This is a genomic window from Methylobacterium sp. (genome assembly GCF_019745455.1).
Lineage (GTDB): Bacteria > Pseudomonadota > Alphaproteobacteria > Rhizobiales > Beijerinckiaceae > Methylobacterium.
Genome location: NZ_JAIETD010000054.1, coordinates 38,889 through 54,247, shown reverse-complemented (window position 1 = coordinate 54,247; position 15,359 = coordinate 38,889). Strand labels below are relative to the sequence as shown.

Sequence of the window (15,359 nt, the reverse complement as noted above, 5' to 3'; positions counted from 1 at the left end):
CTAAGCCGCACGCCGAAGCATCAGTATAATCGATCGAGGAACCCGCCTGCCCCTGTAAGGTCAGGTCAGTTGTCGAGGAAGCTTCGAAGCTTGCGCGACCGGCTGGGGTGCTTCAGCTTGCGAAGGGCCTTCGCCTCGATCTGGCGGATGCGCTCGCGAGTGACGCTGAACTGCTGGCCGACCTCTTCGAGGGTGTGGTCGGTATTCATGCCGATGCCGAAGCGCATGCGCAACACGCGTTCTTCTCTCGGGGTCAACGACGCGAGGACGCGGGTCGTGGTCTCGCGCAGGTTCGATTGGATCGCTGCGTCGATCGGCAGGACGACGTTCTTGTCCTCGATGAAGTCGCCGAGATGCGAATCCTCCTCGTCGCCGATGGGCGTCTCGAGGGAGATCGGCTCCTTGGCGATCTTGAGGACCTTGCGCACCTTCTCCAGCGGCATCGCCAGCTTCTCGGCGAGCTCCTCCGGGGTCGGCTCGCGGCCGATCTCGTGCAGCATCTGGCGAGATGTCCGGACGATCTTGTTAATCGTCTCGATCATGTGAACCGGGATACGGATGGTGCGGGCCTGGTCGGCGATCGAGCGGGTGATCGCCTGCCGGATCCACCAGGTGGCGTAGGTCGAGAACTTGTAGCCGCGGCGGTACTCGAACTTATCGACCGCCTTCATCAGGCCGATATTGCCCTCCTGGATCAGGTCCAGGAACTGCAGGCCGCGGTTCGTGTGCTTCTTGGCGATCGAGATCACGAGGCGCAGGTTGGCCTCGATCATCTCCTTCTTGGCTTGACGGGCTTCGCGCTCGCCCTTCTGGACCATGTTGACGATCTTGCGGTACTCGCCGATCTCGAGGCCGGTCTCGGAGGCGAGGGTCAGGATCTGCTCGCGCAGGTCGGCGACCTGCTTCGAGCCCTTCTCGACGAGGTTCTTCCAGCCCTTGCCGCCGAGCGTGCCGACGCGGTTCATCCAGTTCGGGTCGAGCTCCCAGCCCTGGTAGTGACGCAGGAACTCGTCGCGAGCGACGCCATGGCTCTCGGCCACGCGCATCAGGCGCCCCTCGTGGCTGATGAGGCGCTTGTTGATGTCGTAGAGTTGCTCGACCAGCGCTTCGATGCGGTTGGCGTTGAGCGACAGCGACTTCACGTCGGCGACGACGGTATCCTTCAACTCGGACTGCTTCTTGCCCTGCGCCGCCGTCTGGGTGCCGCCGCCGGCCTTGAAATCGGTATGCTCGTTCTGGAGCTTGCGCAGCTTCTTGTAGTTGTTGGCGATGTTGTCGAACGTCTCGAGCACGCGCGGCTTGATCTCGGCTTCCATTGCCGCAAGCGAGACGTTGTTCTCCATGTCGTCGTCGTCGTCGCCGCCCTCGGGCGGCACCGGCGCGTCGGCCTCGGCATCGTCGCCTTCCTCGCCCTCGGCAATCTGCGGCGCATTCTTGGCGTCCGGGCCGGCATAAGTGGCTTCGAGATCGATGATGTCGCGCAGGAGAACGCGGCCGTCGATGAGCTCGTCGCGCCAGATGATGATAGCCTGGAAGGTCAGAGGGCTTTCGCAAAGCCCAGCGATCATCGCCTCCCGGCCTGCTTCGATGCGCTTGGCGATCGCGATCTCGCCTTCGCGAGACAGCAACTCCACCGAGCCCATCTCGCGCAGATACATCCGCACCGGATCGTCGGTGCGGTCGGTGGGCTCCTTGGCGGTGGTCTCGCGCAGGGCGACCGCCTTGGCGGGCGCAATCTCGGCAACTTCCGTACCTTCGGCTGCGTCCTCGTCGTCGGAGGCCTCACCGTTGGCGGGCTTCTCGCTCGTCGCGTCCTCGGTCTCCTCGGCTTCGACGACGTTGATGCCCATCTCCGAGAGTTGGGACAGCACGTCTTCGATCTGGTCCGGATCGGATTGACCGTCGGGCAGGACCTCGTTGATCTCCTCGTAGGTGATGTAACCGCGTTTCTTCGCGAGCTTCACCATCCGCTTGACGGAAGCATCGGTCAGGTCGAGGAGCGGTCCGTCAGTCTGTTGCTCGGGGGCAGCATCCGCCTCGTCCCGTTCCGTTGCCTTGGTTGCCATGATCAGCCTATCGTTGCCGCACGTTCGGCGAACGGGAGCCCTTGCCCCAACGTACGCCGCCGTACACTCATATGGGTCTGCGGAGGCTCAGGCGCGACCGCGTCGATCTCAGATTCCGGTATGCAAGCAAGACGCTTGACCGATTGTTAACTATGGCTCGCGTCCGACGCGAAAACCTCCGGTCTCACAGCGTCGGCGGTCCACCAGGGTCGGGCGCATCCACCTCCGCCTCGGCGCCGGCGATCACGGCCAGACGTTCCTTCACGTCGCACAGCCAAGCGAAATTGGCCTCGGTCGGATCATCGACCAGGGCCCGCTCGGCTTGGCGGAGCTCGCTATTTAGCGCGCCTGACTTGCAGTGCAAGATCACGGCCTGACGCAATGCGTCTTCAAGCCGCAACGCGTCAGCGTGCGGATCGAGGACCCAGCGGTCGCCGGGACGTACGTGTGAAGATAGTCGTTCGGCAGCCATCTGCAAACCCGCTCGCGCGATGCGGCTCCCGAGAACTTCGACGTCGAGGCGTTCCGTCTCGGCATGAACGTCGAGAAGAAGCGAACGCAGGGCCTGCGCATCCGGGTCGTCAAGGGACAGGGCGGCGAGATCTTCCGCCTCGATCCCGAGGAGTTCCGGGTGGACGAGGAGGCTTCCGACGATCATCGCCTCCCTGTCACGGAAGGCGGCGTGGCCCGATGCGCCCGTGGCTCCGGCAAAGAGCGGGTTGAAGGTCGTCGTGATCCGGGGCGAGGGTGCCGGATCGTCCATTCGCCCGCGGCGGGATCCACCCTGATACGACGGCCGCTGATAGCGCTGCCGCAATGCGCCGTCGCTTTGAGGCGAGAGACTGCGTAGTCTGCCTTCGATCTCATCGCGATAAAATCGCCGCACGGTCTCGTCGCGGATGCCCGCCACCATCGCCCGAACCGATTTGGCGAGACCAGCCCGGCGCTCGGGCGTATCGACGGGCGCCGCCTCGACCGCCCGCGACCAGAGCACATCGACAAGCGGACGTGCGCCCTCCAGCACCTTGTCGATGGCCGCAGGGCCGTTCGAGCGCAGGAGGTCGTCGGGATCCTGGCCCTCGGGGAGGAGCGCGAAGCGAAGCGACTTGCCGGGTTCGAGCGATGGCAGTGCCGTCTCGATCGCCCTCAGCGCCGCCCGCTGCCCGGCGGAATCGCCGTCGAAGCACAGGATCGGCTCGTCGGCATGGCGCCAGAGCAGCGCGAGTTGCTCCTCGGTGAGCGCCGTGCCCATCGGCGCCACCGCGTTGGCGTGTCCCGCCATGGTCATGGCGATGACGTCGACATAACCCTCCACGGCGACGATGGTGCCGCGGTCATGGGCGGCCTTGCGGGCGCCGTGCAGGTTGTAGAGCACTTGGCCTTTGTGGAAGAGCGGGGTCTCCGGCGAGTTCAGGTACTTCGCCTTGGCATCGGCCTGCATCGCCCGACCGCCGAAGGCGATCACCCGGCCGCGCGTGTCGGTGATCGGGAAGATGATGCGGTCGCGGAACTTGTCGAATGGTACGGCGACGTCATCACCGGTTACGAGGAGGCCGAGTTCGGCCATCAGCTCCTTCTCGACGTCCTTGGCCGCGAGGTGATCGCGGAGCCCGTAGCGGTCGCTCGTCGCGTAACCGAGGCGGAACCGGGCGCGGATCTCTGGGCCGAGACCGCGTCCGTCGAGATAGGCCCGGGCCTGAGTGCCGAGGCGGCCGCGCAGCTGCTCTTCGAAGAAAGCGGCGGCAAGCTCCATCACCTCGAAGGCGCTCTTGCGCTTCGTCTCCATCTCGCGGGTGTCGGCGCTCGGCGCCGGTAGTGCGACGCCGGCTTCGCCCGCCAGGCGCTCCACCGCCTCGGGAAAGCTCAAGCCTTCCGTCTCCATCAGGAAGGTGAAGACGTCGCCGTGCTTACCGGAGGAGAAACAGTGGTAGAACTGCTTCTGGTCGTTCACGTAGAACGAAGGCGTCTTCTCGGCGTTGAACGGCGAGAGCCCGCGCCACTCCCGCCCCGCCTTCTTCAGCCGCACCCGCCGCCCGACCACGTCGGAGGCGGGAAGCCGCGCTCTGATCTCTTCGAGGATGTGGGGCGGGTAGCGCACGGTGCTTTCAGGCGATCGGGTTCGAGGGACCCCGACTCATAGCGCAGCAGGCCTTACCGAGTCCCGATGCTTTCAAAATCCTCATATGTTCAGGCGTTCAAGCCTCCCAAGGATTCAGCAGCCTGATCTCCAGTGCCTCGGAATCGCGGATGTTGCGCGTGACGAGCGTGAGGTCATGACGGCAGGCGATGGCGGCGATCAGGCCGTCGACCGCGCTCATCGGACGACCGCAGTCCTGCCCTGCCGCCATCAGACGCCCCCAACGATCGGCTGTCGCCTCGTCGATTTGAAGCAGGCGGCCTTCGAAGCGGAGCGGCAGATCCACCGTCAGCCAGGCTTCAAGCCGTGATCGCCTCGCACTGGGCGGCAGTCGCTCGATGCCATGCCTGATCTCGCCGAGGGTCATCACGCTGAGGAAAACGATATCCTCATCGATGCCAGCGAGCCACGCCGCGACGCGGATGTGCGGGCTCGGCTTCACCCATTCGGACAGGACGTTGGTATCGAGGAGAAAAGTCACAGGTCGGGCGGGCGCGAACCGGTGCCGACACGCGAGAGGTCGAGATCTGAGCCCGTCAGCGGCGAGGCGGCAAGAAGCTCCGCCAGGTTTCCCTGCCGGCGAACCTTGCGGTCCCATTCTTCGACGGAGACCACGACGACCGCCCGACGCCCGTTACGCGTGATCGTCTGCGGTCCGGTGGTCCGGGCGTTCTCGACAACCTGACTGAATTTGGCCTTCGCTTCTGCGACGGTCCAGTTCGCGTTCTCAGACATCAATCCCAACCCTCTGATGGTCAGGGTGGTCATAGTACCAAGGAAATGGAGCCCGAGGAGCCGGGCGCGCGCGACAGTAAAGACCAGCTCCTGTCACCCCTTCGCGTTCAGCGCCTCCTTCACCAGACCGCTCGCCTTCCCGAAATCCATCCGGCCTGCATACTGGCCTTTGAGCGCACCGATGACCTTGCCCATGTCCTTCGGCCCCGCCGCGCCGGTCTCGGCGATGGCGGACTCGATCGCCGCCTTGGTCTCGCCCTCGTCCATCTGCTGAGGCAGGAAGCTCGCGATGATGGCGACTTCGGCGCGCTCGTTCTCGGCGAGCTCGGGCCGGCCGCCTTGATCGTAGACGCTGGCCGATTCGTTGCGCTGCTTGATCATCTTCTGGAGGAGCGCGAGGATTTCCTCGTCGCTCGCCGGCTCCTTGCCCAGCCCGCGCGCCTCGATGTCCTTGTCCTTCAGGGCGACCTGGATCATCCGCACGGTGGCGAGCTTCGCCTTCTCGCCGGCCTTCATGGCTTCTTTCATCTCGGTGGTGAGGCGGGCGCGAAGCATGGGTCGACTCCTGGAAATTCGGGGGTGGTCTGCGATTTGCGGCGGTTGAGCCGCGCCGGAACAAGGGCCACATTGACCCCGTCGCGGGCCACTCGGTATGAGCGCTGCACAATGAGCCACCCGCACGCGCCGTCTCATGCGGCGCCGGGATCGGGCGGACATAAGCGAGATCACGCCGATGCTGCAAGACGCTGCCGATCAAGCGCGCTCCCCTGCGCCTGCACCCTGGGCCGAGCCGGTGGCCACCGCCCTCCTCGTCCTGGCGGACGGGACCATCCTCGAAGGCTTCGGCATCGGCCAGACCGGTGCCGCCGACGGTGAGGTCTGCTTCAACACGGCCATGACGGGGTATCAGGAGATCCTGACGGACCCATCCTATGCCGGGCAGATCGTCACCTTCACCTTCCCGCATATCGGCAATACCGGCACCAACGACGAGGACCTCGAGAGCCTCGCCGACGCTCCCGCCTCTGGCGTGCGCGGTGCGGTCGTCGCCTCAGCCGTCACGAATCCGTCGAACTGGCGCTCGTCGAGCCATCTCGACGCCTGGCTGAAGGCCCGTGGCATCGTCGGCATCACGGGCGTCGACACGCGAGCGCTCACGGCGCTCATCCGCGACAACGGCATGCCGAACGCCATCATCGCCAACGATCCGGAAGGCCGCTTCGATCGCGATGCCCTCAAAGCCCGTGCCGCGGCCCTGGCACCGATGGAAGGCCTCGATCTCGTGCCGCCGGTGACCAGCAAGGCCGCGTCCGAATGGTCCCAGACCACTTGGGCGGTGCAGGGCGGATACGGCAGCCGCAAGATCGGCGAGGGCCTCAAGGTCGTCGCCATCGATTACGGCGTGAAGCGCAACATCCTTCGGCTGCTGGCCGAAGCCGGCTGCGACGTCACCATCGTACCGGCCACCACCACGGCGCAGGAAATCATGGCGATGAAGCCCGATGGCGTCTTCCTCTCCAACGGCCCCGGCGACCCGGCGGCGACCGGCGAATACGCCGTGCCGGTGATCCGCGAACTGCTCGACGGACATGTGCCGACCTTCGGCATCTGTCTCGGCCATCAGCTCATGGGCCTGGCGCTCGGCGGGCGCACGATGAAGATGGCGCAGGGCCACCATGGCGCGAACCATCCGGTGAAGGACAAGACCACCGGCAAGGTCGAGATCGTCTCGATGAATCACGGCTTCGCCGTCGATCCGGCGAGCCTGCCGGCGAATGCGGTGGAGACTCACGTCTCGCTGTTCGACGGCTCGAATTGCGGGCTCACCCTCACGGATCGCCCAGCCTTCTCGGTGCAGCACCACCCTGAGGCCTCGCCGGGACCGCGCGACAGCCACTACCTGTTCGAGCGGTTCGTCGCATTGATGCGCTCGGGCAAGCCGGAGATCACGACCTCTGCGGAATGAGCCACGGCCGGCGTCACAAAAAACACAGGTTTCGCCCCCACCAGACGCCTCGTTAACGGATCGCTAACCAAGACGGCCAAAGATTCGTCGTACGGTCCCAACGGTGCTGACAAGGGGTTGAAGATGACGGCTGACGACACGCGCGACGACTTCACGCGTCTGCATGGGATCTTCACCTTCCATTTCGGCGTCGCCGTCGGCCTGTCGTGGATGACGTCGCTCTACTCGGCCTGTTACGCGCCGTGGGTTCGCAACATCCGGGCCCTGATCGACCCGACCACGGGCCTCGATCGAATCGAGAGCACTTGGTCGTTCCTCTTCGCCATGCCGGTGATTCTGACCATCGCCTGGGTCACCTTCCATTTCGGACGCGAGATCATGCGCCGCTCGCAGACACTTCCGAACCTCGCCGTCGAGTTCGCAGCGGCTGCCCTCGTCGCCTTCGGCGTATTCTACCTGTCCATCGACCGCGCGGTGGCGGCGCTCTACATCGGGATGTGAGACCGGACAGGAGCGGCCGACGCGCGCTATCCGCTCGGCTCAAGCTCCTCTGTCTTGGCCCTGGATTGTCGCGGCTCGCGCATGATCGCGATGGCGGCATCCCTGACCGCGCGCTGCACACCCTTCCAAACCGCTGTCTCGCCGTGTAAGGCCCGGGTCTAACGATCATCCCGGCCACCAGCGCCCCTTCGCCCGTGCCGCCTCCCGGCGCCCGGCGAGGACGGGTGCGCGCGGCCGCATCGAAGGCGTCCGATGCCGAAGCGCACCGATCTCTCCACCATCCTCATCATCGGCGCCGGCCCGATCGTCATCGGGCAGGCGTGCGAGTTCGATTACTCCGGCACCCAGGCCTGCAAGGCCCTGCGCGAGGAAGGCTATCGCATCGTCCTGGTGAACTCGAACCCGGCGACGATCATGACCGACCCGGACATGGCCGACGCGACCTATGTCGAGCCGATCACGCCCGAGATCGTCGCCAAGATCATCGAGAAGGAGCGGAACGTCCTTCCCGGTGGCTTCGCCCTGCTGCCGACCATGGGCGGCCAGACCGCGCTGAACTGTGCCCTCTCGCTCAAGAAGATGGGCACGCTGGAAAAATACGACGTCCAGATGATCGGCGCGACGGCTGAGGCGATCGACAAGGCCGAGGACCGGCACCTGTTCCGCGACGCCATGACCAAGATCGGGTTGGAGACGCCGAAATCCGCTCTCGCCAACGCCTCGGCCGCCAAGAAGGCCGACCGCGAGAAGTACCTCGCCGAGATGGCCCGGATCGAGGCCTCCACCGACGAGGAAGAGCGCCCCGCTGCGCTCAAGGCCTTCGAGAAGAAGTGGCAATCAGGCGAATCGGAGCGGCGCAAGCGCTACGGCGAACACGCCATCGGGCAGGCGCTCATCGCGCTGGCCGAGGTCGGGCTGCCGGCGATCATCCGCCCCTCCTTCACCATGGGCGGCACCGGCGGCGGCATCGCCTACAACCGGGAAGAGTTCTTGGACATCGTCGAGCGCGGCATCGACGCCTCGCCGACGAACGAGGTTCTAATCGAGGAGAGCGTGCTCGGCTGGAAAGAGTACGAGATGGAGGTCGTCCGCGACAGGAACGACAACTGCATCATCGTCTGCTCCATCGAGAACATCGACCCGATGGGCGTCCATACCGGCGATTCGATAACGGTCGCCCCGGCCCTGACGCTGACCGACAAGGAATACCAGGTGATGCGCGACGCATCGCTCGCGGTGCTCCGGGAGATCGGCGTCGAGACGGGCGGCTCGAACGTGCAGTTCGCCATCGATCCGGCCACCGGCCGGATGATCGTCATCGAGATGAACCCGCGCGTCTCGCGCTCCTCGGCGCTCGCCTCGAAGGCGACGGGCTTCCCCATCGCAAAGGTCGCGGCCAAGCTCGCCGTCGGCTACACCCTCGACGAGATCGCCAACGACATCACCGGCGGTGCGACACCGGCCTCCTTCGAGCCGACGATCGACTACGTCGTCACCAAGATCCCGCGTTTCGCCTTTGAGAAATTCCCCGGCGCCGAACCGACCCTGACCACCGCGATGAAGTCGGTGGGTGAGGCCATGGCGATCGGCCGCTGCTTCGCTGAATCTCTGCAGAAGGCTTTGCGCTCGCTCGAGACCGGCCTGACCGGTCTCGACGACATCGAGATCGAGGGCCTCGGCAAGGGGGACGACCACAACGCGATCAAGGCCGCGCTCGGCACGCCGACGCCGGACCGGCTGCTCAAGGTGGCCCAGGCGCTTCGCCTCGGGGTGAGCCACGAAGAGGTCTACGCCTCCTGCAAGATCGACCCGTGGTTCCTGGAGCAGCTTCAGGGCATCATCGACCTCGAGAACCGCGTCAGGGCCCACGGGATCCCCACGACGCCCGGTGCCCTGCGCCAGCTCAAGGCGGCCGGCTTCTCCGATGCCCGCCTCGCCGTCCTCGCCGGGATGGATGAGGACGAGGTTCGGCGCCAGCGCCGCGCTCTGGCCGTCCGCCCCGTATTCAAGCGCATCGATACCTGTGCGGCAGAGTTCCAGGCTCCCACCGCCTACATGTATTCGACCTATGTCGCGCCCTTCGCCGGCACCGTCGTCGACGAAGCGCGCCCGACCGATGCGAAGAAGGTCATCATCCTCGGCGGCGGCCCGAACCGGATCGGCCAGGGCATCGAGTTCGACTATTGCTGCTGCCACGCCTGCTTCGCGCTGACCGAAGCCGGGTACGAGACCATCATGGTCAACTGCAATCCCGAGACGGTCTCGACCGACTACGACACCTCCGACCGGCTTTATTTCGAGCCGCTGACGACGGAGGACGTCTTGGAGATCATCGAGACAGAGCGCCAGGCCGGTACGCTCCACGGCATCATCGTCCAGTTCGGCGGCCAGACCCCGCTCAAGCTCGCTCGCGCCCTCGAAGCCGCCGGCGTACCGATCCTCGGGACCTCGCCCGACGCCATCGACCTCGCCGAGGACCGCGACCAGTTCAAGCGGCTGCTCGACAAGCTCGGAATGAAGCAGCCGAAGAACGGCATCGCCTATTCGGTGGAACAGAGCCGGCTCGTCGCCTCGGATCTCGGCCTGCCCTTCGTGGTGCGCCCGAGCTACGTGCTGGGCGGCCGCGCCATGGCGATCATCCGCGACGAGGCGCAGTTCGCCGATTATCTCCTCGACACCCTGCCGAGCCTGATCCCGTCCGACGTCAAGTCGCGCTATCCCAACGATAAGACGGGGCAGATCAACACGGTCCTGGGCAAGAACCCGCTCCTGTTCGACCGCTACCTTTCGGACGCAACCGAGATCGATGTCGACGCGATCTGCGACGGGACCGACGTCTTCATCGCCGGCATCATGGAGCACATCGAGGAGGCGGGCATCCATTCGGGCGATTCCGCCTGCTCGCTGCCATCCCGCTCGCTCTCGCCCGAGATCATCGCCGAACTGGAGCGCCAGACGAAGGCGATGGCGCTGGCCCTCAAAGTCGGCGGCCTGATGAACGTCCAGTACGCGATCAAGGACGGCGCGATCTACGTGCTCGAAGTGAACCCGCGCGCCTCGCGCACCGTGCCCTTCGTCGCCAAGGTGATCGGCGAGCCCATCGCCAAGATCGCCGCCCGGGTGATGGCCGGCGAAGCCCTGGCCGGGTTCGGCCTGAAGCCGAAAGTCCTCGACCACATCGCGGTCAAGGAGGCGGTCTTCCCCTTCGCGCGCTTCCCCGGCGTCGACGTGCTGCTCGGGCCGGAAATGCGCTCGACCGGCGAGGTCATCGGCCTCGATGCCAGCTTCGGTGTCGCCTTCGCCAAGAGCCAGCTCGGCTCAGGCACGACCGTGCCGAAGAGCGGGCGGGTCTTCGTCTCGGTGCGCGACGCCGACAAGGCGCGCATCCTGCCGACGATGCGGCTGCTCTCCGAGCTCGGTTTCGAGATCGTGGCGACGAGCGGCACCCAGCGTTTCCTCGTCGAGAACGGGGTCGCCTGCGATCGCATCAACAAGGTGCTGGAGGGCCGGCCGCACGTGGTCGACTCGATCAAGAACGGCGATATCCAACTCGTCCTCAACACCACCGAGGGGGCGGGTGCGCTCTCGGACTCGCGCTCGCTCCGCCGTGCGGCCCTCTTGCATAAAGTGCCGTACTACACCACTCTAGCCGGAGCGATGGCGGCGGCTGAGGGCATCAAGGCCTACCTTGAGGGCGACCTTCAGGTCCGCGCCTTGCAGGAATACTTCGCGGCTTGAATCATTCCGCGGAGACCGTCTTGGACGGCCGCAGGAAAGCGGGTGATCCAAGGCTTTCTTCATTTGGCCCGGAGGGAACGGAGACGTTCCCGGCCGGGCCTATTCATTGTGGCGCGAGACCATGACGATAGACAAGGTTCCGATGACGGTGCGGGGCTTCGCGGCTCTGGAAGCCGAGCTGAAGCATCGCCAGCAGGTGGAGCGGCAGCGCATCATCCAGGCCATCTCCGAGGCGCGCGCCCTCGGCGATCTGTCGGAGAACGCCGAGTATCATGCTGCCAAGGAGGCGCAGTCCCATAACGAGGGGCGCGTTCTCGAGCTGGAGAGCATGATCTCGCGGGCCGAGGTCATCGACGTGACGAAGCTGTCGGGCACCAAGATCAAGTTCGGCGCGACCGTGAAGCTCGTCGACGAGGATACCGAGGAAGAGAAGACCTACCAGCTGGTCGGAGAGCCCGAGGCGGACGTTCGCTCGGGACTCGTCTCGATCACCTCGCCTATTGCACGCGCGCTGATCGGCAAGGGCGTGGGCGACACCGTCGAGGTGACGACGCCTGGCGGCGGCAAGTCCTACGAGGTCGTCGCCGTCCAGTACGGCGGTTGAGCGGCCTCGCCGAATGCCCCGTCTCGCGGCCGCGTTCGCGGGCCTGCTCGCCTTCGCGGTCTCGTCTTACGCCGAGAGCTTTGAGGTCGCCGGAAAGGCCGGGTTTTCGACGGTTCGGGTCGATGTTCGCCCGCTGCTGGCAGAGGGCGGCGGCCTGCCGGCCGAAGCGTTACGCTCCGACCTGACCGAGGCGCTGCAACGCAGCTTTGCGGATCGCCTCAATGGCCGCGGACCCTCTCTCGTCGTCCGGATCACCGGTCTGACGCTCGCCGCCTATGCGGGCTCACAGGGCGGCCGTCACGGCTTCGGCGGTGGCAGTCAGAGCGATTACCTCGACGGCGAGGCTCTCCTTGTCGGACGTCGCGGCGAGATCCTAGCGCGCCACCCGCAGCTCTCGGCCCTTCCGGCGAGTTCCGGCGGAGCCTGGTATGATCCGGATTCCGAGCGGCGCCGGCTAACGGCCCTGGCCGAGCACTACGCGCAATGGCTCCGCCGCGCCCTGCCGGCAGAGTGACCGCTTCGGCCGGGCCTCTGCCCGATCTTCGCGATGCCCGAGCCTGGATCGTCACGGACGGCAAGGCCGGCGACGAGAACCAGTGCATCGGCATCGCCGAGACCCTCGGGCTGTCCTTCGAACTACGGCACGTCGCCGGGAGAGCGCCTTTCGCCTGGCTCTCGCCTTGGGGACCGGTAGATCCCCGTGACGCGCCAGGCCGCCCAGGCGGTGCTTTGGCCGGCCCCCTCCCCGATCTCCTGATTGCCTCCGGGCGCCGAGCCGTACCGGCTCTGCGGGCGGTGCGACGAGCGAGCGGCGGCCGGACCTTCACAGCCTTCATGAAGGACCCGCGGACAGGTGCCCGCAGCGCCGACTTCATTTGGTTGCCGGATTACGACGATCTCCGCGGCCCGAATGTCCTGACGACGCCGACGCCGCCGCATCGGGTGACGCCCGAGCGCCTCGCAGCCGCGCGAGCGGAACCGGACCGGCGCCTAGCCGCGCTACCTCAGCCACGTGTGGCGGTTCTCGTCGGTGGCGACAGCCGCCACCTGCGGTTCGGGAAAGACGATGTCGCGCGCCTCCTCGCGAATCTGCGCCGCTTGAGCGAGGACGGCGCCTCTCTGATGCTCACGGTCTCCCGCCGCACCACTCCCGCCCTGCGAAGCGCCCTACAGGCACTGGCGGTAGAGAGGCAGGGCTTCCTGTGGGACGGCAGAGGCGACAATCCCTATGTCGCGATGCTGGCGCTCGCCGACGCCGTCGTTGTCACCTCGGATTCCGCCAACATGGTCGGCGAGTCGGTCTGCACGGGGGCACCGGTCCTGCTTTTCGACCTGCCTGGGACGTATGGCCGGCACCAGCGCTTCTTTGCGGGGCTGGCGCAGGCCGGCGCCCTCGTGCCGTTCACCGGCCGGCTCGAAACGGTGCATTACGCACCGATCGACGCCACACCCGGGATCGCGCAAAGCCTTCGCGATGCCTACATTGCGCATCAGGCACGGATCGCATCCGCGCTCTGACCGCCCAAGGAGTTCCCCGACCATGGCCCACCGACACGCCCGCCTCGTCATCATCGGCTCGGGCCCGGCCGGCTATACGGCGGCCATCTACGCCGCCCGCGCCATGGTGAAACCGCTGATGATCTCCGGCTTCCAGCCCGGCGGGCAGCTCATGATCACCACAGAGGTCGAGAACTATCCGGGCTTCGCGGACGCGATCCAGGGTCCCTGGCTGATGGAGCAGATGCGGCTCCAGGCCGAGCATGTCGGCACCGACATCGTGTCGGAATACATCACGAAGGTCGACCTCAAGAGCCGGCCGTTCCAGCTCGAAGCCGATTCGGGTGAGACCTATTCCTGCGACGCCCTGATCATCGCGACAGGCGCCCAGGCGAAGTGGCTCGGGCTGCCCTCCGAGGCCAAATTCCAGGGCTTCGGCGTCTCGGCCTGCGCAACCTGCGACGGGTTTTTTTTCCGCGGCAAGGAAGTCGCCGTTGTCGGCGGCGGCAACACCGCCGTGGAGGAGGCGCTGTACCTCGCCAACCTCGCCGCCAAGGTGACGGTGATTCACCGCCGCGGCGAATTCCGGGCCGAGCGCATCCTTCAGGAGCGCCTGTTCAAGCACCCCAATGTCGAGGTGCTCTGGCATCATGCGGTCGAGGAAATCTGCGGCGGCGACAAGCCGCCCTCGGTCACCCATCTGCGTCTCAAGGACGTGCGCAGCGGCGAGATCGTCGAGCGCAAGGCCGACGGCGTATTCATCGCGATCGGTCACCAGCCCGCGACCGGCATCTTCGAGGGCCAGCTCGCCATGCGCCACGGCGGTTATATCGAGACCGAGAAGGGCACGACCGCCACGGCGATTCCCGGCGTCTATGCCGCCGGCGACGTCACCGACGACGTCTATCGCCAAGCCATCACTGCGGCGGGCATGGGCTGCATGGCCGCGCTCGAAGCGGAAAAGTATCTCGCCGCACTCGATGTCGGGGAAACCCCGCAACAGGCAGCTGCGGAGTAGTGGCGGCACGGGCCGTCCGACGTCATCCGCACGCAAAACACTGTGAAATCGTCCGGCAATGACCTCAACACATTCGCAACGCCGTTGATTTATTCTTGTCACGGACTGCGAGGGGCCGCATCGTTCTCTCGCGCGAAACGGTTGTAAGACGTTGCGTTGGGGAGTTGTTCGGCCTTGGACTGGGATAAGATCCGCATCTTCCTCAACGTCGCGGAGGCCGGCAGTTTCACCAAGGCCGGTGACGATATCGGGTTGAGCCAATCGGCGGTGAGCCGCCAGATCAGTGCGCTTGAACGCGAGCTCAAGGCGCCCCTATTCCACCGCCATGCGCGCGGGCTGATTCTGACCGAGCAGGGCGACCTGCTGTTTCGTGCCGCCCGCGACATGAAGATGCGGCTCGAGAACACCCGTGCGCGGCTCGTGGAGACCAGCGAGCGGCCCAGCGGCGACCTCAAGGTGACGACGACGACGGGCCTCGGCACTTCGTGGCTGTCTCACCGGATCGCCGAGTTCCTCGACCTATACCCGGACGTTCGGGTCGAACTCATCCTGACCAACGAGGAGCTCGACCTCGCCATGCGCGAGGCCGACGTGGCGATCCGGATGCGACGGCCAGCCCAGCCCGACTTGATCCAGCGCCGGCTCTTCACCGTGCATTATCATGCCTTCGCCAGCCAGGATTACGTCAAGCGTTTCGGCGAGCCCAAATCCATCGCGGACCTCGATGAGCATCGCCTGGTGTCGTTCGGCGGAAACGAGCCTTCTTACCTTCTAGCCACCCATTGGCTCGCGACGGTCGGGCGTGAGGGGCAGGAACGGCGCACCATTCACTTCACCGTCAACAACATCGCTGCCCTCCAGAATGCGATCGAGACGGGCGCCGGCATCGGTATCCTGCCGGATTACGCTGCAGACGGGCGCGACGGCATCGTGCAGGTCATGCGCGACAGCGAGATGCCGCACATGGAGAGCTATCTCGTCTACGCGGAGGAGATGAGGACCGTGGCACGCGTCCAGGCGTTCCGCGATTTTCTGGTCGCGAAGGCTCAGCGCTGGACGTATTGAACGGTGCTTCCTTCCCCTGGCGGGAGGGTGCC

The 15,359-nt window shown here is 65.8% G+C and carries 13 protein-coding genes; 8 read left to right on the top strand and 5 right to left on the bottom strand.

From position 1 onward, the window contains the following. Positions 1-65 precede the first annotated feature (65 nt). The 5 genes from rpoD to K2Y56_RS13605 all read right to left on the bottom strand — a co-directional run bounded on the left by rpoD (position 66) and on the right by K2Y56_RS13605 (position 5,493). Positions 66-2,066 (bottom strand): RNA polymerase sigma factor RpoD, encoded by a 2,001-nt coding sequence (gene rpoD / locus K2Y56_RS13625; RefSeq protein WP_292508219.1) that lies wholly within the window; start codon positions 2,064-2,066, stop codon positions 66-68. A gap of 184 nt (positions 2,067-2,250) precedes the next feature. Further along, entirely contained in the window at positions 2,251-4,164 is a 1,914-nt protein-coding gene (gene dnaG / locus K2Y56_RS13620; protein WP_292508216.1) for a DNA primase, read from the bottom strand. 97 nt (positions 4,165-4,261) lie between these two features. Continuing rightward, complete coding sequence (locus K2Y56_RS13615) at positions 4,262-4,684, bottom strand: type II toxin-antitoxin system VapC family toxin (RefSeq protein WP_292508213.1); 423 nt, start codon at positions 4,682-4,684, stop codon at positions 4,262-4,264. Next, positions 4,681-4,938: a type II toxin-antitoxin system Phd/YefM family antitoxin gene (locus K2Y56_RS13610; RefSeq protein WP_292508211.1), complete on the bottom strand. Its 258-nt coding sequence runs from the start codon at positions 4,936-4,938 to the stop codon at positions 4,681-4,683. The genes K2Y56_RS13615 and K2Y56_RS13610 overlap by 4 nt, the downstream gene beginning before the upstream one ends. 93 nt (positions 4,939-5,031) lie before the next feature. Continuing rightward, entirely contained in the window at positions 5,032-5,493 is a 462-nt protein-coding gene (locus K2Y56_RS13605; RefSeq protein WP_292508208.1) for a GatB/YqeY domain-containing protein, read from the bottom strand. 178 nt (positions 5,494-5,671) lie between these two features. Here K2Y56_RS13605 and carA point away from each other — a divergent pair, with 178 nt between their 5' ends. From carA to K2Y56_RS13565, 8 genes are all read left to right on the top strand, one after another. Further along, positions 5,672-6,904 (top strand): glutamine-hydrolyzing carbamoyl-phosphate synthase small subunit, encoded by a 1,233-nt coding sequence (carA, locus tag K2Y56_RS13600; RefSeq protein WP_292508205.1) that lies wholly within the window; start codon positions 5,672-5,674, stop codon positions 6,902-6,904. 123 nt (positions 6,905-7,027) lie between these two features. Continuing rightward, positions 7,028-7,405, top strand: coding sequence for a hypothetical protein (locus K2Y56_RS13595; protein WP_292508203.1), 378 nt, complete (start codon positions 7,028-7,030; stop codon positions 7,403-7,405). A gap of 252 nt (positions 7,406-7,657) precedes the next feature. Then, entirely contained in the window at positions 7,658-11,143 is a 3,486-nt protein-coding gene (carB, locus tag K2Y56_RS13590; RefSeq protein ID WP_292508200.1) for a carbamoyl-phosphate synthase large subunit, read from the top strand. A gap of 127 nt (positions 11,144-11,270) precedes the next feature. Next, the gene (greA, locus tag K2Y56_RS13585) at positions 11,271-11,747 is read left to right on the top strand and encodes a transcription elongation factor GreA (protein ID WP_200938171.1); all 477 of its coding nucleotides are present in this window, start codon (positions 11,271-11,273) and stop codon (positions 11,745-11,747) included. Between the two features lie 13 nt (positions 11,748-11,760). Beyond that, positions 11,761-12,261 carry a hypothetical protein gene (locus K2Y56_RS13580; protein WP_292508197.1) on the top strand — a complete coding sequence of 167 codons (501 nt, stop codon included), beginning with the start codon at positions 11,761-11,763 and terminating at the stop codon, positions 12,259-12,261. Then, positions 12,231-13,265 carry a mitochondrial fission ELM1 family protein gene (locus K2Y56_RS13575; RefSeq protein ID WP_292508194.1) on the top strand — a complete coding sequence of 345 codons (1,035 nt, stop codon included), beginning with the start codon at positions 12,231-12,233 and terminating at the stop codon, positions 13,263-13,265. Before K2Y56_RS13580 ends, K2Y56_RS13575 begins: the two co-directional genes overlap by 31 nt. 22 nt (positions 13,266-13,287) lie before the next feature. Further along, positions 13,288-14,262, top strand: coding sequence for a thioredoxin-disulfide reductase (gene trxB / locus K2Y56_RS13570; protein ID WP_292508192.1), 975 nt, complete (start codon positions 13,288-13,290; stop codon positions 14,260-14,262). Between the two features lie 174 nt (positions 14,263-14,436). After that, on the top strand, positions 14,437-15,327 hold the full coding sequence (locus K2Y56_RS13565; protein WP_292508189.1) for a LysR family transcriptional regulator: 891 nt from the start codon (positions 14,437-14,439) through the stop codon (positions 15,325-15,327). Positions 15,328-15,359: the final 32 nt, after the last annotated feature.

What these genes read in the sequence shown, in the direction of transcription:
- rpoD (WP_292508219.1), bottom strand. Translation starts at nt 2,066, where the DNA reads ATGGCAACCAAGGCAACGGAACGGGACGAGGCGGATGCTGCCCCCGAG.
- K2Y56_RS13580 (WP_292508197.1), top strand. Translation starts at nt 11,761, where the DNA reads ATGCCCCGTCTCGCGGCCGCGTTCGCGGGCCTGCTCGCCTTCGCGGTC.
- K2Y56_RS13575 (WP_292508194.1), top strand. Translation starts at nt 12,231, where the DNA reads ATGGCTCCGCCGCGCCCTGCCGGCAGAGTGACCGCTTCGGCCGGGCCT.
- carB (WP_292508200.1), top strand. Translation starts at nt 7,658, where the DNA reads ATGCCGAAGCGCACCGATCTCTCCACCATCCTCATCATCGGCGCCGGC.
- K2Y56_RS13605 (WP_292508208.1), bottom strand. Translation starts at nt 5,493, where the DNA reads ATGCTTCGCGCCCGCCTCACCACCGAGATGAAAGAAGCCATGAAGGCC.
- carA (WP_292508205.1), top strand. Translation starts at nt 5,672, where the DNA reads ATGCTGCAAGACGCTGCCGATCAAGCGCGCTCCCCTGCGCCTGCACCC.
- trxB (WP_292508192.1), top strand. Translation starts at nt 13,288, where the DNA reads ATGGCCCACCGACACGCCCGCCTCGTCATCATCGGCTCGGGCCCGGCC.
- K2Y56_RS13610 (WP_292508211.1), bottom strand. Translation starts at nt 4,938, where the DNA reads ATGTCTGAGAACGCGAACTGGACCGTCGCAGAAGCGAAGGCCAAATTC.
- K2Y56_RS13595 (WP_292508203.1), top strand. Translation starts at nt 7,028, where the DNA reads ATGACGGCTGACGACACGCGCGACGACTTCACGCGTCTGCATGGGATC.